The sequence below is a fragment of the Streptomyces globisporus genome (genome assembly GCF_003501885.1).
Lineage (GTDB): Bacteria > Actinomycetota > Actinomycetes > Streptomycetales > Streptomycetaceae > Streptomyces > Streptomyces globisporus_D.
Window position 1 is genome coordinate 25,861 of sequence record NZ_QWFA01000041.1, and the last position, 17,490, is coordinate 43,350.

The 17,490-nt window shown below is 70.0% G+C and carries 16 protein-coding genes, 1 tRNA gene and 2 pseudogenes; 8 read left to right on the forward strand and 11 right to left on the reverse strand.

Annotated features, from left to right (window positions below; genetic code table 11):
• The first annotated feature begins 38 nt into the window (after positions 1-38).
• Positions 39-112: transfer RNA gene (locus tag D3105_RS10210), tRNA-Ala, on the forward strand.
• 126 nt (positions 113-238) lie between these two features.
• On the opposite strand, the gene D3105_RS10215 is transcribed toward D3105_RS10210, so the two are convergent.
• Entirely contained in the window at positions 239-1,306 is a 1,068-nt protein-coding gene (locus D3105_RS10215; protein WP_118902460.1) for a M23 family metallopeptidase, read from the reverse strand.
• A 242-nt stretch (positions 1,307-1,548) separates the two neighbouring features.
• Here D3105_RS10215 and D3105_RS10220 point away from each other — a divergent pair, with 242 nt between their 5' ends.
• The 3 genes and pseudogenes from D3105_RS10220 to D3105_RS34530 all read left to right on the forward strand — a co-directional run bounded on the left by D3105_RS10220 (position 1,549) and on the right by D3105_RS34530 (position 2,676).
• Positions 1,549-2,079: an Lrp/AsnC family transcriptional regulator gene (locus D3105_RS10220; RefSeq protein WP_118902428.1), complete on the forward strand. Its 531-nt coding sequence runs from the start codon at positions 1,549-1,551 to the stop codon at positions 2,077-2,079.
• Between the two features lie 173 nt (positions 2,080-2,252).
• Positions 2,253-2,513, forward strand: a pseudogene (locus tag D3105_RS10225) (amidinotransferase); the annotation flags it as partial.
• A 19-nt stretch (positions 2,514-2,532) separates the two neighbouring features.
• Entirely contained in the window at positions 2,533-2,676 is a 144-nt protein-coding gene (locus D3105_RS34530) for a hypothetical protein (protein ID WP_165890994.1), read from the forward strand.
• On the opposite strand, the gene D3105_RS10230 is transcribed toward D3105_RS34530, so the two are convergent.
• On the reverse strand, positions 2,668-3,423 hold the full coding sequence (locus tag D3105_RS10230; protein WP_118902431.1) for a transposase family protein: 756 nt from the start codon (positions 3,421-3,423) through the stop codon (positions 2,668-2,670). The genes D3105_RS34530 and D3105_RS10230 overlap by 9 nt on opposite strands.
• A gap of 206 nt (positions 3,424-3,629) precedes the next feature.
• On the opposite strand from D3105_RS10230, the gene D3105_RS10235 reads away from it, so the two are divergent.
• Positions 3,630-4,253: an NUDIX hydrolase gene (locus D3105_RS10235; RefSeq protein ID WP_338103974.1), complete on the forward strand. Its 624-nt coding sequence runs from the start codon at positions 3,630-3,632 to the stop codon at positions 4,251-4,253.
• Here D3105_RS10235 and D3105_RS35855 read toward each other — a convergent pair.
• The 5 genes from D3105_RS35855 to D3105_RS10260 all read right to left on the reverse strand — a co-directional run bounded on the left by D3105_RS35855 (position 4,232) and on the right by D3105_RS10260 (position 8,010).
• On the reverse strand, positions 4,232-4,915 hold the full coding sequence (locus D3105_RS35855; RefSeq protein WP_338103975.1) for a hypothetical protein: 684 nt from the start codon (positions 4,913-4,915) through the stop codon (positions 4,232-4,234). The two genes, D3105_RS10235 and D3105_RS35855, sit on opposite strands and share 22 nt — an antisense overlap.
• Before the next feature lie 101 nt (positions 4,916-5,016).
• Positions 5,017-5,658, reverse strand: a complete 642-nt coding sequence (locus tag D3105_RS10245; protein ID WP_276311804.1) for a GNAT family N-acetyltransferase — start codon at positions 5,656-5,658, stop codon at positions 5,017-5,019.
• A 29-nt stretch (positions 5,659-5,687) separates the two neighbouring features.
• Positions 5,688-6,626 (reverse strand): MerR family transcriptional regulator, encoded by a 939-nt coding sequence (locus D3105_RS10250; RefSeq protein WP_118902437.1) that lies wholly within the window; start codon positions 6,624-6,626, stop codon positions 5,688-5,690.
• A 161-nt stretch (positions 6,627-6,787) separates the two neighbouring features.
• Positions 6,788-7,450, reverse strand: a complete 663-nt coding sequence (locus D3105_RS10255) for a M15 family metallopeptidase (RefSeq protein WP_118902469.1) — start codon at positions 7,448-7,450, stop codon at positions 6,788-6,790.
• Positions 7,451-7,461: 11 nt separating this feature from the next.
• Positions 7,462-8,010: a GNAT family N-acetyltransferase gene (locus tag D3105_RS10260; RefSeq protein WP_118902441.1), complete on the reverse strand. Its 549-nt coding sequence runs from the start codon at positions 8,008-8,010 to the stop codon at positions 7,462-7,464.
• A 335-nt stretch (positions 8,011-8,345) separates the two neighbouring features.
• On the opposite strand from D3105_RS10260, the gene D3105_RS10265 reads away from it, so the two are divergent.
• Positions 8,346-8,828: a maleylpyruvate isomerase N-terminal domain-containing protein gene (locus D3105_RS10265; protein ID WP_240646860.1), complete on the forward strand. Its 483-nt coding sequence runs from the start codon at positions 8,346-8,348 to the stop codon at positions 8,826-8,828.
• A gap of 229 nt (positions 8,829-9,057) precedes the next feature.
• Here D3105_RS10265 and D3105_RS10270 read toward each other — a convergent pair.
• The 3 genes and pseudogenes from D3105_RS10270 to D3105_RS10285 form a co-directional block, all read right to left on the reverse strand.
• A pseudogene (locus D3105_RS10270) lies at positions 9,058-9,300 on the reverse strand (transposase); the annotation flags it as partial.
• 595 nt (positions 9,301-9,895) lie between these two features.
• Positions 9,896-13,225, reverse strand: coding sequence for a hypothetical protein (locus tag D3105_RS10280; RefSeq protein WP_240646861.1), 3,330 nt, complete (start codon positions 13,223-13,225; stop codon positions 9,896-9,898).
• A gap of 65 nt (positions 13,226-13,290) precedes the next feature.
• Positions 13,291-13,644, reverse strand: coding sequence for a hypothetical protein (locus D3105_RS10285; RefSeq protein ID WP_240646862.1), 354 nt, complete (start codon positions 13,642-13,644; stop codon positions 13,291-13,293).
• A gap of 328 nt (positions 13,645-13,972) precedes the next feature.
• On the opposite strand from D3105_RS10285, the gene D3105_RS10290 reads away from it, so the two are divergent.
• On the forward strand, positions 13,973-15,193 hold the full coding sequence (locus D3105_RS10290; RefSeq protein WP_118902450.1) for a S1 family peptidase: 1,221 nt from the start codon (positions 13,973-13,975) through the stop codon (positions 15,191-15,193).
• Between the two features lie 57 nt (positions 15,194-15,250).
• Here the strand turns inward: D3105_RS10290 and D3105_RS10295 are convergent, their stop codons facing one another.
• Complete coding sequence (locus D3105_RS10295; RefSeq protein ID WP_118902452.1) at positions 15,251-16,354, reverse strand: helix-turn-helix domain-containing protein; 1,104 nt, start codon at positions 16,352-16,354, stop codon at positions 15,251-15,253.
• Between the two features lie 139 nt (positions 16,355-16,493).
• On the opposite strand from D3105_RS10295, the gene D3105_RS10300 reads away from it, so the two are divergent.
• Positions 16,494-17,490, forward strand: a 997-nt coding sequence (locus D3105_RS10300; protein ID WP_133305679.1) for an RNA polymerase sigma factor, incomplete at its 3' end; no start/stop codon positions are given.

The window sequence follows — 17,490 nt, forward strand, 5'->3', positions numbered from 1 at the left end:
GCACCCCTGTGAGGGTGCTAGAGTTTCACACGTCGCAAGGGCCTGTGGCGCAGTCTGGTAGCGCACCTCGTTCGCATCGAGGGGGTCTGGGGTTCAAATCCCCACAGGTCCACAACCGACAGTTCTTGAGTAGCTCTCAAGAAACGTCACGGGATCCCGTCCAGTTACGCAACTGGGCGGGATCTCGTCGTACTCCGGCCATCGGGCCCGTGACGTCCCGCAAGCGGTACCCCGGGCGTCAGCCGGTGCGGTTGTAGATCGCCGTACCGGGGCAGGCCGTGACGCCGAGACGGGTGCCGCAGCCGGAGTACTGGAGAGATCCGTTCCACCACGCCCAGCCGCCGATCGTGCGGCCGTTCAGCCAGGTGTACTGGCCGTTGTAGTCGGCGTCGTACGTGCGCAGGGCCCAGTGCACATGGGCGCCGGTCGCGGAACCGCCGGCGCAGGTGTCGGTGCCGATGCTGCCGAGCAGGGCACTGCGCGCGATCGATGTCCCGTTGTAGTAGGTCGTGTTGTGCAGGTGGTAGTAGTCCGTGGAGAAGCCGCCGGGGTGGATCACCCGGGTCCAGCCGCCGCCCGCGCCGCACATCGAGGTGGCCGTACCCTCACGCGACGAGCGCACCAGACCACTGGCGTTGCCGCCGGCGAAGTCGAGGGAGCTCCAGTAGCCGGTCGCACCGTCATGTGCATGGGCGCCGCCGGTCAGGGTCATGTAGTAATCCGGCATCCAGGGCAGCAGCAGCCCGTTGGTGTTGGCCAGGGTTCCGGCCGGCGAGGCCTGCGGGTCCGGGGTCACCTCGCGTTCGGCGTAGGCCGTCATCGTCCGCCGCTCCGCCGCGCCGACCAGCGGTGAGTCGGCCACGTGGTCGGCGAAGTCACGGTCGCCCTCAAGACCAGGGACCCATCGCCCGTCCTCGCGGTGGGCGATGTAGAGCCAGCCCTCCGGCGCACCGTGCCGCGTGCGCGACGCCTCGACGTAGGCGACGCCACGGGCCCAGTCGCCCGCGACGTCGCGCACGTCGACGACCACCTTGCGGCCCTCGTCGGCGAGTTCGCCGACGGCGGCACTCGGGGCGAGACCTCTGGTGTCGTGGGACCGCGAGAGGACGTCCGCGGAGACGGCGTCCACCAGCGCTTCGCGTTCGGCGCCGAGACGGTCGGCGACGGCGGCCGGCATCTTGACGGTCACCCCGGCGGACGGGTGCCCGGCGCCGGCCGAGGAGTCCGCCGGAGCGGCGGGTGCGGCGGCGAGCAGCCCGGTGACGGCGAGGGCTGTGGCAGCGAGGGCGGTGACGGCGGTTCTCATGTACGCGGACACACTCGGTCTCGGCAGCACGGGACATCCCCTGTCGTTGGTAAGGCGGTTGTCATGGACCTGACCGAGTCTGGTGTTCCTTGTCAACGCGCGTCAACCAGGCAGGAGTGCCGTCATTTGTCGGCCCAATGACGACGGATCCGGGCCGCCGCGCTCGCCTGCCGGGGCTCCCCGGCAGGATGGGAGGGAAGACGGCCCCTTCCCGGGGCGGCACGAGGAGAAGGCCACCCGCCATGACCACGAAGCCCACGCCGTTCGACGAGCTCGACCGGAAGATCGTCGCGACCCTGATCGCGAACGCCCGGGCGAGCTTCGCCGAGATCGGCACGGCCATCGGGCTGTCGGCCACCGCGGTCAAACGACGGGTCGACCGGCTGCGCGCCACAGGGGTGATCACGGGGTTCCGGGCGACCGTTCGCCCGGCCTCGCTCGGCTGGCGCACCGAGGCGTACATCGAGGTGTACTGCGACGGCGCGGCGCCGCCCAGGCGGCTGTCGGAGGTGGCGCGCAAGTACCCGGAGATCGTGGCGGCGATGACGGTGACCGGGGCCGCCGACGCCCTGTTCCACATCAGGGCCACCGATGTGGAGCACTTCGAGGAGGTGCTGGAGCGGATCCGCAGCGAACCCTTCATCCGCAAGACGATCAGCTACATGGTGCTGTCCCACCTGCTGCCGGACAGCCCGGAGGCGGGAGTCAGCGAGCCCGCGCCGGACGCCGGGGAGAGCCCGGGCGGCCACGCTGACGCACTGAACCTGCCCTGAGTGACGTATCTGCGCAGCATTCCTGCGTATGTGTGCAGCTTTTCGTTCTTGTCGGGCGCACAGGCCGCTTTCTACGGTGAGGGCATCCCCATCGTCACCGGAGAAGGCGGAGGAAAGCCGTGCCCGCGGAACGTGGCCCGCTGGGCCATGGCCCTAGCCTCAGGCGCTATCTGATGTGTGAGCCCCGCTATTTCGAGGTGGCCTACGCCATCAACCCGTGGATGGACACCGGCACACCGGTCGATCTCCCGCTCGCCCGTGACCAGTGGCTGACCCTGGTCGAGGCGTACCGGGGCCATGGCCACACCGTCGAGACGATCGCCCCGGTCGCCGGTCTGCCCGACATGGTGTTCGCGGCGAACGCGGCCCTCGTCATGGACGGCAAGGTCTTCGGCTCGTCCTTCCACGCGCCCGAGCGGCAGCCGGAGGCGGCGGCGTAAGCACGCCTTCCGGATGGGCAAGGTCGCCGAGGTCTATCCGTACCCGCATCAGCACCATCTCAACTCGTTCTCCAAGGCGTGGATGGCGATGACCATGACGCTTTCCATGACCGAGAGTGCCTTGACGGGCAATGAGCCTTTTCCGACCTCACGCTGACGCGTGGTGAAGGACAAGAACGGCCTGGACGATCGCGGTGATGCGGTTGGTGCTGCAGCGGAGTTTCCGCAGGAGGCGCCAGCCCTTGAGGGTGGCCATGGCCTGCTCGCCAAGACAACGGATCTTGGCGTGGGTGGTGTTGTGGCGGCGCTTCCACTGCTTGAGGTGGCGCCCTCTAAACGGGACACGGACGGGCCTGCCGGCTCCTTGGTATGCCTTGTCCGCCCAGCACTTGAGGCCCGCTGCGGCGAGCGCGTCGATGTTCCCGTGCTGCCGGGCGGCGGTCAGGTCGTGGGTCGAGCCGGGCAGAGCCGGTGAGGCCCACAGCAGACGGCCGAACGGATCGGTGAGAACCTGGACGTTCATGCCGTGGCGTTTGTGTTTCCCGCAGTAGTAGGGGGTGTCGGCGGCGATGCGGTCGATGGGCAGCAGGGTTCCGTCGAGGATGACGAACGCCTTCGTCCGGATGGTCCTCATCGCGTCGGCCAGGGTCGGGGCGAGGGCGGCCAAGACCTCGATGGCTTCACGTATGTAGCGGTGGACGGTGGCGATCCCGATGCCGAACCCGGCCGCAAGCCGGGCGTAGGTGTCGCCGCACCGCAGCTGGGCCAGGGCGAGCAGGGCCTGACGTGCCACGGGAAGCCGTCGCCACCGCGTCCCGATGTCCCCACGCCTGGCCGTCAGCTGTCCGGCCAGGAACCGCAGGGTGCGGGTGGACAAGTCGATCGAGGACGGGTAGACAAGCACGCGAAGCTCCTGGCGGAAACGGGTCATCTTGGTCGAGAACCCGTCTACCAGGAGCTTCGTCGTTGTGCGGAACCGTCCGACACGCGATCAACGCCGCCAGCTTGAAAGAGGCTCAGTCCGTTCCGGGCGGTAACAGTGGGTCCTTTGGATCAGCCTTGCGGACCACATGGCGTTGGACTGTTTCGACGCAGTCTCACCGTGTCCTCGTGCTATCTGACATCTTGTGGCTCATGAGTGAACTTGTTGAACGGGTTGACGACCGTGATGAGGTTCTGACTGTCGTGAGCAGGAGCGACGCGATTCGGGAGGGATGGTTGCACCGCGTTGCCACGATCGTGTGCCGTGACCCCGAAGGGCGCACGCTTGTGCATCGCCGTACTGAGGGCACATCGCGATTTCCGGGCCACTTCAATTGGATGCTTGGCGGTGCAGTGGAGGTTGCCGAGACCTATGAGCAGGCCGCTGCCAGGGAGTTGGAGGAGGAGATAGGGGTCCGGACCTGTCCAAGGTTCGTGTTCAAGTTCCGGTGCACCGGCGCCATCAGCCCGTACTGGCTTGGGCTGCACGAAGTCGTTGTGGACGAACCGATCAAGCCGGACCCCGAAGAGATTGCCTGGCACGACTGGCTGACGGAACACGAGCTCAACGAGTTGGTTCGGCATGATGCGTTCGTCCCCGACGCCCGCGAGGCATTCGAACGCTACCTCGCTATCCGCCCCCGAACCCAGTCACGAGTGGGTTCGGGGCAGACTCCGACGGACCGGCCACGAGAGGACGCTCGAGGACATGGCGGCCAGTGTGGGGGCGGTCACGATCGAGAGCGTTGGTGACGCCAAAGGAAGGCTGCGCCAATCATCACTGCCAAGGTGGTGTTGGCGGCGCTCCAGAACATGAGCTTGGAGTTCGCCCCGTTGACCGTGCGCAACTCCCCGTCGGCATGGCGACAGAAGGAGTCGGGCGGGAAGTACTGCGAGACAGGAGTGCCGCTCGTGCCGTAGCAGGGCGAGGTCTCAGGAAACAGGAACGGCTGAGCGCGCTGTGAAAGAGCCCACCCAGCCAACACGGTCAGCCAACCAGCCAGCAAGAAGACGGTCAGCATCCAACTGGGCACCTTCGCGCGCCGTCCCAGCAGCCACACCGTGGCGGTTGGTATGCCGATGATGGCAGTCGCGGCGAACAGCAAGATCAGAGACATGATCCCGTCACCATACTGATCAAATATCCGATGGACAGGGCCTGTGCGCTGGTACAGCGGGAATGCCAAGAAGGGTCGGCCCTCGTGGGCTGGCCGCTGCGTCGCCACCCAGTCAGGGGCGACGTGGGCATAGAACTGTGGTGTCCCCCGAGAGTATTCCTTCTCGAACCGGCGGACCAGCCCGCCCGAGCGCAGCCGTACGCCGGCTACAAGGGAGAGGACGCAGGCGATCTCATCGTCGAAGGTGAGATTTACTGCTTGTTTCAGAATGGAAGGAGTTGCGTCCGTGTACGGCACCGAGCTCCAACAGATCCCGGCCTCCAGCCACACAGAACACGTCGGCCGCCCACGCAGCCGGTGCGGAGGGACGCCCCGAGCACGTCTCGGCGTGAACAGCCTCAGCCGGTCCGCAGAAGCCGTGAGGATTTCAGACGCTCTCGCGCCCGTATGTGCAGGTGGCCATCGCGGGGGAAGGAGGGCGGTGCCGCGGGCAGGAGGGTGTCGAAGTCGTAGCGGCTCTTCTGTGCAACCCGGCACGATGCCAGGTTGTCCACCTGGTGCAGGAGTTCGAGACGCTCCAGCCCGTCGGCTTCGAAGGCGTCGAAGGCCCAGTTGGTGAGTGCCTCCAGAGCGCGGGTGGCCACTCCCCGCCCGCGGGCGTGTGCCGCGGTCCAGTAGCCCACTTCGGCTGCCGGTTTGCCGGAGGTGACTTTCTTGAGGACCACGTTGCCCACCAACTGTGCGCGAACTGAATCGGGTTGTGTCTCAAGGACAGCGAAGCCGAACCGGTCCCCCGCTGCCCAGCCCTGCTGCTGAGCCTGCACCCAGCGTGTCCCGTCGGAATCGTTGTCCACGCCAGAGCTCGCCCACCGGCGCAGTGCCCGATCCCGGCTCACCTCGACCAATGCGGCGACGTCTTCCATGCGCCAGGGGCGAAGAACGAGAGCGGGAGAGACCGGCGACGCGGCCACCTGAAGTACGACCGGGGCACTCGTCAGCCGATGATATGTGGCGGCGTTTTCACCCAACGTCGGCCGCATCCGCCCCATGCCGCCTTGTGACCGCCCCGTCATCGCCGTGTCCGGGCGCGCAGAGCCTGGACGGACCAGTCGAACACCGAAGCCAGGCTCTCCGGGGCCGGCCAGCCGTTGACCACTGCGAGCAGCTGGAGGTACCGCCGCCAGCGCGGTTCGTTCACGCTCTCCAGCCGAGTCGCCAGCCGACGGCGAAGCTCGACGTCGTCGGGGCGGCCGAGGAGGTGCGCGTAGTGCGCCGTGAACTGCGCGACGATCGGATTAGCCTGGGGCGAGGCCGGGTCGATGCCGGCGGTCACGGCCGGGCCGGCCTGGTCACGGACGGCTGCGGTGATGTCGCGGCGCGGGACCGTCACGCCGCTTCGGGCGTGCTCGGCCGCCTGGTCCTCGGCCATCCGCCGCACGACGGCGCGGAAACCCGGGTCCAGAGACATTTCGGCCAGCTCCACCCACGCCTGGACCTGCTCTGTCTTCGGGTTACGGGGCAACTCGGGGGTCATCGAGCGCATGACCCCCGCAAAGGTGGGGGCCGCGTCAAGACCGCCGAAGACGGCGTCGAGGAAATCGCCGGTCAGACGGCTGCGTTCGTCCTTGGAAAGCCGGGCCAGCTGGTGCATGCGTTCCGTCTCATCAGGTGTGGACCCGCGCTCGGCCACCGCCGTCAGCACCGCGCGCCGCAGGCGCAGGACGCGGATCTGCACCGTCAGTGCTTCGGCATGCGCTGCGGCGACCTCCGGAAGCGAGAGCTCACGGTCCACGACCTTTCGGATCGTGGGAAGGTCCAGTCCCAGCTCGCGCAGGGTGCGCACGAGGTCCAGGCGTGCGACGGCGTCGATGCTGTAGAGGCGGTAGCCAGCCGGGCTGCGGTCGGTCGGCGCCACGATTCCGCGATCGGAGTAGAACCGAATGGTCTTGACCGTGAGACCGGTCCGTCGAGCAAGTTCGCCGATCGAGTAGAGCGTGTCGCCGTTCATGTCCCCACCTTCGTGTCTCCCCCTACGGGAGACTCAAGTCCCTTCGCCTGCCGGCAGGCAACCACTCCTCATCCACAAGTCGTGACAATTCCTATTGCCGGATCAAGGCGGACGGCTCGCCGTCGGTACGCTGCCCGGGCCGGAACAGGACGTCTGGTCGGTCAGTTGCGCGAGTCGAGCTCCTTGGGGCCGTAAAGGGCCGCGGGCTTTCCCGTGAGCAAGGCCCAGTAGCGGTCCCCGAAGGACCAGTGCCACCACTCCGTGGGGTAGTTCACCAGCCCTGCGGCCGTGAGCACGGTGCCCAGCAGCTTCCGGTTGGCGCGGGCTTCCTCGCTGATGTCCGGGGCGTGGGTGTAGCAGGCGCCGGCGCTCTCCTCGGGATCCGCGTTCATGCGCGTGCCGAGGTCCAGTTCGTGTCCGTCGGCGTCGGCGAGGGTGAGGTCGACGGCCGCGCCGGCGCTGTGCGGCGCGATGTCGGGGGGTGAGACGTACCTGCTCGCCGCTGAGTGGATCTCATGGGAGGACCAGCCGGGGTTGGCGGCCCGCAGCCGGCCTGCGTACTTTTCGAAGTACTCCCGCTGGAGGGAGGGGGGTCGGTATCCCTCGACGAACAGCAGCCGGATGTCCGCCGGCAGCATCGTCTGTGCCGCGAGCAGCCGCTCCAGCACGCCTTCCCGCAGGTGGGCGAAGGCGTCTGCCTGGTCCTGCTTGCGGGTGTCGACGAGCAGTCGGCCGCCGGGGCGGACGTCCACGAGGCGTTCGCCGGACTCGATCAGGGGCACGGCGGCGACCTTCGGATCCGACATCAGGACGATCGCGTTCATGGGGCCGCCCTTCATCCGGCCGGTGTGGCCGGGGCGCGCACGCCGAACCACTGCTCGGCGCCGTACTCCTCGAACCGTTCGACCTCGGTGAAGCCCAGTCTCGCCGCGAGGCGCATCGCCCGGTGGTTGGTGCTCTGGGTGGAGAGCACCACGGGTTCGCCGGGCCGTGCGCCGGTGAACCAGTTGAGTGCCGCCGCGCACGCCTCGAAGGCGTACCCGTGTCCCCACGCCTCGGGCAGGAACAGGTAACCGAGTTCGGTCTCTCCGGCCTCGGGGCGGACGTGTCCCCGGCGTTCGGCGCCGCGGGGGTCGAGCGTGATCATGCCGATCATCGTTCCGTCGAGTTCGACCACGAAACAGCCGGGGCGTCGGCCGGGCACTTCGGGCATCGCGCGTTCAAGTTCGTCGCGAGTCCGGGCGCCGCCGATGTAGGTGCCCACCTCGGGCGAGGCGAACAGTTCGACGAAGGCCGTACGGTCGCGGGCCTCGGACGCGCGGAGCACGAGCCGTTCGGTCGGTATCGGAGCCGTCGGCCAGGTGAAGATTCCAGGTTCGATCATGGCGGGGAACCTATCGCACGCCCCGCAAGGAGGATCGGCGGAGAAGCCTGGCGCCTACTTGGCAATCGGTCCCGGCGGTCTGCAACCGGGACCGCTTCGGCGCACGTATAGATGATCTGAGAAGCGAGCGCGGAGGGGAACCGGCGGGACGGCGAAGTGAGCGCGGAATGGCGAACGGACGGAAGGCGACACAGCGTGGGTCACGACCAGGCTCTCCAAGCGTTTCAGCTGGAATGCGGAGCTCTCGGCGACGCCGTGGCCGGACTGTCCGATGCCGAGTGAGACCTTCCGACACGCTGCACTCCCTGGACCGTACGCGACCTGCTCGGGCACGTGTGCGTGGTGATCGACTGGCTTCCGGCCATCTGGACGCGCCGTCACCCCCGGAGGCGGAGATCTCCGCGGTGGAGTACTACCGCCCGGACGACCGCTTCTCACCGCAGACCAACGGCAAGCGGATCGCCCTGGCCCAGGACCGTGCGGCGAGGCCGCCCGACGGCGGCGCCTTCGCCGAGGACTTCGCCGCGACGTGGCGGCGGGCCTACCGGCTGTGCCGGGACCAACCCGGGGGCCGGACCGTGCGGACACGTCATGGCGGCGCCATGCTCCTGTCGGAGTTCGTCCTCACCCGCGTCGTGGAAGTCGCCGTCCATGGACTCGACCTGGCCGACGCACTCGGGCGCGAAGCCTGGCTCACCCCGGCGACCGGTGACGCCGCCCCGAGCTGCTCCTGGGCGCGGAGCACGCCCCGGCGGCCGACAAGCTGGGGTGGAGCCGTTCCCGCTTCCTGCGCAAGGCCACCGGTCGGGAGCTGCTGAACGAGGCGGAGGCCACGCAGGTCGAACGGCTCGGCATCCGCTGGCTCGCCCTGGGCTGATTTCCGTGCACAAGGCGGTCTGGGTCGGAGACCGCCGAGGTAGTAGTGGCATGTGGCACCACGCGGGCAGGTCGAGAGGGGCGGCCGGGACGGTGCTCGGGGCAGCGCGGTCGATCTACTTGCGCAGGCTCACCCGCGGCCTCGCGCTCTACAGGGCGTAGCTGATCGTCTCAGGATGCGGTTCGCAGGCGGCGCAGGCATATGAGGCTGCAGGCCAGTTCGAGCAGACCCTGATGGAGATCGGCGCGTCGCTCGTAGCGGGTGCGGAGCCGTTTGAACTGGTGCAGCCAGGCGAAGGCGCGCTCGACCACCCAGCGCACCTTGCCCAGTCGGGAACCGGGGGCGACGCCGCGCCGGGCGATCATCGGCTTGATGCCGCACTTCCACAGCAGGCGGCGGTACTTGTCGAGGTCCGGGTCGTCCTCAGGCGTGAGCCCGCGAGCCGGCACGGTTTCGTCGCGCTCACCACCGTCCCGATCTATCTGTAGAGGTCTCACGCCCTGTCCATGAAGCCGCTCGAATTCGACCGCCGCTACGGTGAGTTGGACCAGGTCATCAGGGCGTACACCGGGATGTCGGCCGATGACGAGCCGGACAGGCCGAGCGAGGCCCTCCAGGCCTACCTCCGCCACACCTGGCACACCCGCCCCGACGCCCTGGCCACGGCCGACCGGCAGATCCGCGACTACGCCCGCAACCCGCCGGGACGCCTGCGCCTGAGCCTCGGTGAGTTCTACCCCGTACCGGATGTCGGCCTGCCCCGGCCGGCGATCCAGGACTGGCTGTTCGTCGTCGCTGACCATCTGAAGCGGTCGATCGAGGAAGGTGAGGTGCCGCCCGCGGCGAGCCCCGCACCCACTGGGAGTGGAGGTCGACCCTCCCCAGCCGTACTCTCCGAGCGGGTGGCTGGCCCACCTCGCGGACGGCCTGAGCGGATTCAAGGCGGACTACGGGACCGGCCCCGCCGCCGGCTGACCGCGCGGTCGCCGCGCCCCGCGCGGAGCGCGCCTAGTGCTCGTTCCGGGACAAGGCCGCCAGCAGGAGCAGATGCTCCGGGGCCACTCCGGCGATCTCCTCGACCAGTTGGTTCCAAGGACCCAGGGCCAGTGCTTCGACGAGCAGGACGCGCCCCTCCGGGGTGGGGCCGTGGGCGTGGGCGATGGCCGCTAGGGCCTTGCTCCGGTGGCCCGGGTCGGTGATGGCGTCGGCCAGGGCCTGGGCTTCGTGCGGCGCGTCTGCCCGGGGCGATGCGCTGACGATCTCCCTCATGGCCTCGTCACGCAGGCCGGGTACGGAGATCTCGTCGAGCAGGGCCACCGCGCCGGGGACATCACCCCTGGCCGCCATGCCCGCCGCGATGTGTATGAGGCTGCGATCGCCTTCAACGGTGCCCGTCAACTCCCAGGCGAGCCGCCCCGCCCACGCGTACTCGCCGGCCGCCACCAGCTTCTCCACGACACCGGAGCGGAAATCCGCCACCACGTCGTCCGGCAGGGAGTCGGTGAGAGCCAAGGCCTTGTCGAAGTCCCCGGCCGCCAGATAGGCGCCGGCCGCGCTGTATCTGTTCCACCCCTGCTGGTACGCGCTGTCCAACGCGTCCGCACTGTCCAGGAGCTCCCGGGCCACCTTCCTCGCAAGGTCGGGGTGGCCTGTCTCACCGAAAGCCTCGGCCACGTGCTGCTGGGATTCCGCGTGTTCCGAGTGGTGCGCCTCCTGCCGGGCCTCGTCGAGCAGCGCGGACAGCATGGTCACCTTGCGGTCGTCCTGGCCGATCACGTGCAGCCCGCCCGCCACGTCGACCAGACGCAGCAGCCGGACGTATCCGTCCTCCGCTTCGGCCGACTCCATCGCCCAGTCGACGAGCCGGTGTGCCTCGGCCTCGGCGCCCGCCGCCACCAGGGCCCTGGCGACGGCGATCTGCGCGGTCACGCTGCCCCGGGGCGTCGTACGGTTCCGGGCGAGAACCGTCGCCGTGGTCGCCACGGCCTCGGCCTGTTCCCGCGCGCCCGCCCGGAGGAGGAACTCCGACGTGCTGGTCAGAAATCCCACCTGCCATACCTCGGCGGACACTTCGTCGATCACCGTGAGAACCCGCCGGGCCAGTTGCGCGGTCTCCGCCGGGTCGGCGGACCGCGCCGCCCTCCTACCGACGGCGACCAGAACACTGGCCCGGTCGATCGGATCGGTGAGACGGTCCGCAACCTCCAGCGCCCAGCCCGGGGCGCCGGCCTCGGCCGCTGCCCCGGCTGCGGCGCACAGCCCTTCGTCGAAGTCGGCCGGATCGGGCAGAACCCCGGCGATCTGTTCCGCGCGCTCGTACTGCCCGGTCGCCGCGAGGCCCGCGGCGATCTGCGGGAAGAGCCACTCGACGCTTCGGGGGTCGTCGATCGTGTCCGCCAACTCGGCCGCGTCACGGGCGATGCTCGCGGCGCGCTGCGCGAGACCTGGTGCCGGTGCGAGGCGTTCGGCTATGTGACTGAGATTCTGGGCCTGCCGGAACGCCCCTTCGCCGTCCGAACGGTCCCGGACGGCCAGGTCTATCGTCTCCCGCGCCTGTTCCTCGTCACCGAACAGGGAGAACGCACAGGCCAGATCGGCGTACAGCTCGCCCTGCTCGACGCCGCGAACCGTCGCGACGGCCTGCACCGCCTCGGCGAGGTGCGGCGTGATCGCCTCCTTCCCGACCCGCCCGTGTGATGCGTGGTCGCCGGCCGCCCGCCTGACCGTCGCGACGAGAGCCTTCGCCAGTCGGTCCGTGCCCTCCGTCCTCGCGGCCGTCCGGAAGGCCTCGCTGTAGAGGCCCGCCTCCGCCAGCCCTTCTGCGATGGCCTCGAGGAAGCGTGCCTCGTCCTCGCCGCTGTCGGCGTCCGCCGCCAGCGCTTCCGCCCGCTCCCGGTGACCGGTGGCGGCAAGACAGGTGGCGACGGCGGTCAGGGCGCTCACCCGGTTGTACGACTTCTGTTGCGATTCCGCCAGGCTGATGGCTCGGCCGGTGTGCCCGAGCCGTGCCCACAGGCCGATGAGACCGGCGGGCAGGACAGCCGTCCGCTTGTGCAGTCCGTCGCGGGCGGCCGCCAGACGCAGAGCGGCCGAGACGTCCAGGTCGCCGCTCCGCCTGCCGCGTGCCAGCAACTGGTCCAGCGAGGTCGACAGTTCGCTGAGCGCCTCGAGGTCCGCCCCGGTGACCTGCCACAGCCGCTCGTGCCGTGCGGCGTCGCACACCAGCTCCACCAGCTGCCCGGTGCTTTCCAGTTCGCGCAGGAGCTGGGCGTAGCCGCGCAGCAGATACTCGGGCGTCGTGGCGGGCCAGCCCGCGCTCCGGTACGTCTGGGCCCATCGGTGCAGACGTGTGCGGCAGTCCGCCAGCTCCGCGTCGGTGATGAGATCCGCCGCGCTGCGCTGGATCTCCTCGTGGGCCAGGAGGTAGACCTCGGGACCGTGGGACGCCCAGTGCACGGAGCGGCGGCGGAAGCTGCGACCGGTCACCGCCGACAGTTCGCGCTCCACGAGGCGGGGGCGGCTGCCGGTCAGTTCGGCGATGTCCCTCGCACTGAGGCCACCGCCCGCCGCCACCGTCAGGCCGACCAGCTCACGCCCCAGTCCGCCGCCGTCGAGCAGGCGCAGCAGGTTCTGCTCCGCGTCCCAGCGGACCGCCTGAGCGTACGGGGAGGGTGCCAGCCAGTGGTTGATCTCCGTCGTCCGCAGCGGATGGTCGCCGGGCACGTCGTCCGGAACGGGCGGGTGCGGGCGTCCGGCCACGATGATCCGCATGTCGTGCGGGGGCGTACGCGGCAGCAGCGCGGCGATGCTGTGGCAGTCGGGACCGGCGGTGACGCCGTGGTCCTCGTCCAGCCCGTCCACCACCAGGACGAGCCGTCGGCCCTCCGCCGCGCAGCGCTCCGCCGCACGGTCCATGGCGAGCCGCAGCTGTTCGTCCCGCGTGGCGGGCGTGCTCAGCGGCTCCTCCTCCCGCAACAGGGCGTACAGCTGCCGCTGGACGACCTCGCAGAAGGCGGCGGCGTCGTTCTGGCCCGCCATACGGGAGGTGATGAAGAACGCGACGACGTCGATCCCGGACGGCGGATTCAGGACGAACTCCGCCAGCAGGGCGGACTTTCCGGTCCAGGCGGGGGCCAGCCAGCGCCAGTAGTTCCTTTCGGCCGCTCCCTGCGGACGTTCCTCTGTGCCGAAGGACGCCAGTTCCGAAAGCTCGGCCTCACGTCCCCGAAAGTCGGCCGCCGCCACCCTCTCGACCTGGAGCAGATAGCCCGATACGGCGGGTCGTTGCCGGGCAAGGGTGACCGAGCCGTTGAACACCCCGGTGTTCGAGAAAGCCACGTCCCCTTGTGCCGACGCGTCGCCCGTATCCTTCGCCCCGATCCTGCCGCCGGTCACAGCTCCGCCTACCCCTGCCGGAATCCGGTGTTCGCGCTGCCCCCGTCGGCCTCCGCGTCGCCGGTGTCGCTGACGGACACCGAGCCGGGCGCGGTGGTCGGGGCCGGAGCGACGAAGCCGGTGTTGGCCTCGCCGCCGCCGCGGGACACCGCGCTTCCCGTGCCCGAGACCTGCACGTCGGGGCCCCGGGCCGGGCCGAGCGCCCCGTACACGCCGACTCCCAGGGCGGCCACGCCCACCACGGCGGAGATCACTCCGGCCACCTGGTCGGCCCGGTCCCAGCTGAGGAAGGACAGCACTCCCGCGAGCACGGCGACCGCCAGGCCCGTCCACATCAGTACAGCTCTTCGGCCTCGGTTCATGCCGGTGTCCCCCCTCATTCGGAAGTCAACTCTACTGCCGGGGAATGGTGCTGGGGGTGGACTCCGGAGCGGGCGTACGACCCGGCACAAAGGTCCGCACCAGCGCTTTCCGCCGTTCTCTCTACAGTTCTCGGCCAGTTCTGTAGAAAAGAGCCCCACCGCCACTTCTTGTCGCGGCAGTTCCGGCTGCGCCAGAGTTCGAGGCGCGGCGACAGGAACATGTCATCGCCGCCGGGCAGTGTCCATGGAACACATCGCGCTTCCCCAGGCGCGGTGTGGCCACCCCCCCCATTGTCTGGACGCTCGCCTGCGTAGCGGAAGGAATCGCGTGAAGCACGGAAAGAAGAACGCGCGCAGATACATCGTGGCCGCCTCGATCGGCGCCCTTCTGTCGGCCGGAGTCGCCACAGGGGCCTACGCCGGTACGACGGAGGAGCCCTCGGCGCCCGCGGCGGCGCCGGCCTACCAGCCGGAGATGGTCAAGGCGCTCGCCGTGACCCTGGGCGTCAGCGAGAAGGCCGCCGTCGAGCGGCTGGACCGCGAGGCCGATCAGCAGGACCGGTTCGCGGAGCTGCGGAAGGACCGGGTCGACACGCTCGGGGCCTTCTTCGCCAAGGACGGTTCGCTGGTCGTCAACGCCGCCGACGCCGAGGCGGCGAAGGACGTCCGGGCCGCGGGCCTCAAGGCCCGGGTTCCCGAGCGCGGCGAGAGCGAGCTCGACCGCATCAAGGCCCAGCTCGACGCCAAGGCGCTCAAGAGCGCCCCGGCCGGGGTCTCCGCCTGGTCCGTCGACCTGGCCTCGGACACCGTGACCGTCGAGGTCAACGGCGACACCGACGCCGCCACCCGCAGCTTCCTCAAGGCCGCGCAGAGCAACGGCGACGCCGTGCGCGTGGTCAAGGGGCAGGAGAAGCTGGAGACCCAGGCCGTCGTTCCGCCCGGCAGCCGGATGACCTTCAACGGCTACCTCTGCTCCGTCGGTTACGGCGCCAAGGACCGTAACGGCAAGCAGGTGCTCGTGACCGCCGGGCACTGCATCGAGGACCTGCCCGCGCTGGCGTACAACGGCACCCGGTTCGCCAAGGGCACCCACACCCGGTTCGCGCTCGGCACCCGCAGCGTCGACATGGGCATCGCCTCCGTCGACGCCGGGAACTCCATCGGCCTCGACATCACCACGTACGGCAGGGCCGGCACCGTCCCGGTCAAGGGCAGCAAGCGGGCCCCCTCCGGTGCGGCGCTCTGCAAGTCCGGCCAGACCACCCAGTGGACCTGCGGCAAGGTCGGTTCGTACAACGTCAGCGTCACCTACACCGACCCGAACGGCGGCCCCGACACCGTCGTGACCGGCCTCGCCAGCTCCAGCGTCTGCACCCAGGGAGGGGACAGCGGCGGCGCGTACGTCTCCGGTGACCAGGCCCAGGGCATGACGTCCGGCGGTCCCAGCAACCAGCGCTGCAACGGCCAGGTCAACTCGCCCGGCTCCTCCTACTTCCAGCCGCTCGACGACGCCCTCGCGTACTACGGGCTGACGCTCAACACGAAGTAGTCCACGACAGACACCGACCGAACGAAGGCCACCCCCCAGACGCGGGAGACCGTCCACTCATCCTGGGCGGTCTCCCGTTCCACTTGGCCCCGTACCACCCGTTCCCGTTCCGTACTCCCACGCCACCCCGTGGACGCCCGGCTTGCACCGGGAGGTGAGCACATGGACGTCGTGCGCCTCGCTCAGCGGGATGCGACGGCGGCCGCGCGGCGGGGCGCCGACCTTCTCCCGGACGTAGCGGTGGCAGTCCGCGGGCAGGGCGGCGGGGTGGAAGAAGACCTGCTGGAGGTATTCGTGGAGGTTGGTCCGCGACCAGCGTTCGTAGTGCGTGGCCGGAGTCTCGGAGGGACTCACCTCGACCGCGTAACTCACCACCGTGGTGTCCAGTTTGGCCAGCTCCCGGCCGAAGTGGATCTCCAGCACCAGGGACTTGAGCCCCTTCAGATACGTGGCCTCCGCCAGGCGGCCGCAGGTGACCTTGATGTCGACGGGTTCGGCCGCCTCGTCGTCGAAGCTGAGGACGAAGATCGCCCGGTCGGCCCCGGCCCGCTTGGCCCGCAGCACGTTCGTGGTGGAGATCCCGCTCAGCGTGCCGGTCTCGCCGACCCGGACGATGTCGTGGACCATCAGCGAGCTGGTCTCCTGGTTGAAGTGGCGGAAGCGGGCGCCGAGCGCCTTCTCCACCACCGAGTCCTCGCCGAGGATCTGCAGCGCCGCTCCCTCCGCGTCGGGCGGGGTGGTCCGGCCGCGCGGGCGGCGCGGGCCGAGCAGCGAACGCAGGGACCCGGCGGGCAGCTCCAGGATCTCCTCCAGCACGTCCACCGCCTGCAGGGAGCGGGCCCGTTCGGGCTGGCTGCGGCCGCGCTGCCAGCTGCTCAGGGTGGCCTGGCTGATGGTGATGCCGCGCACCCTGAGCCGTTCGCTCACCCGCTCCAGGGAGAGCCCGCGGCGGTTCAGGGCCTCCCGCAGGACCACGGGGAAAGTGTCGGCGCCGGTCGCCGCCGCGTGCAGGGCCGAGGTGGTGATGGCCTCGCCCGTCCGCGCAGCGGTCGCGTGCGCTTCGGCGTGCTGCGCCGGGGTGGCCTGCACCTCGGCGGCCTGTGCCCCGTTGGAGCCCGGACCGGTGGCGTGCGCCTCGTCGGTGTCCGTGTCGCTCGACATGTCTCTCCCCGCTCCCGCACTCTCTCGGCGGGACTGCCTGCCGGCCCCCGCATACTGGTTGACCACCGGACGGGGGGCGGATAACAAAACCCCCAGGGGTGACCTGGCCCACATTCCGGGGGCGAACCGAACGAAGGGCGTGAACGGCGTGGACAGCACCGCTCTGGTCATCGCGGCGAGGAACGGCGACCGGGCCGCCGGGGAACGGCTGGCCGCCCAGTACCTCCCGCTGGTCTACAACGTCGTCGGGCGCGCCCTCAACGGCCATCCGGACGTGGACGACGTGGTGCAGGAGACCATGCTCCGGGCGCTCTCCGGCCTGCCCGCGCTGCGCGATCCGGCCCGTTTCCGCTCCTGGCTCGTCGCCATCGCCATGAACCAGGTCCGCAGCCGCTGGTCCAACCTCGGCCACCGCCCCGCCCCGTTGGAGGAGACCGCCGATCCCGCCGATCCCGCCGCCGACTTCGTCGACCTGACGATCCTGCGTCTGGAACTCTCCGGGCAGCGGCGCGAGACGGCCGAGGCGACCCGGTGGCTGGACGACGCCGAGCGCGATGTGCTGTCGCTGTGGTGGCTGGAGACGACCGGCGACCTGACCCGGTCCGAGCTGGCCGAGGCGCTGGGTCTCTCCCCGCAGCACGCCGCCGTACGCGTCCAGCGGGTGAAGAACCAGCTCGACGTCGGCCGCACGGTCGTCCGGGCCCTGGCCTCCGACCCCCGCTGCCCGGCCCTGGAGGACCTGCTGGCCGACTGGGACGGTACGCCGACGCCGCTGTGGCGCAAGCGGATCGCCCGCCATGTACGGGGCTGCGCCTCCTGCTCCGACGGCAGTGCGGGGCTGGTCCCGGCGGAGGGCCTGCTCTCCGGGCTCGCGCTCGTGGTGCCGCTCTACGACAGCGGGCAGCAGGTGGCGGTGGCCCTCGCCTCCTCGGCCACCGCCGCCGCGCCCTCGGTCGCGTCCCACGCCGCCCCGGCCGCCTTCTCGGCGGGGAAAGCGGCCGTGCTCATAGCCGGGGCGGCCGCCGTGACCGCCCTCGCCGTACTGATCTGGCCCTCCGCGCCGACCGAGCCCGAGTCCCGGGGCGGCGGTGTCACGTACAGCCCCGCGCCCCCGCCCGCGAGCGCCCCCGCCGAGC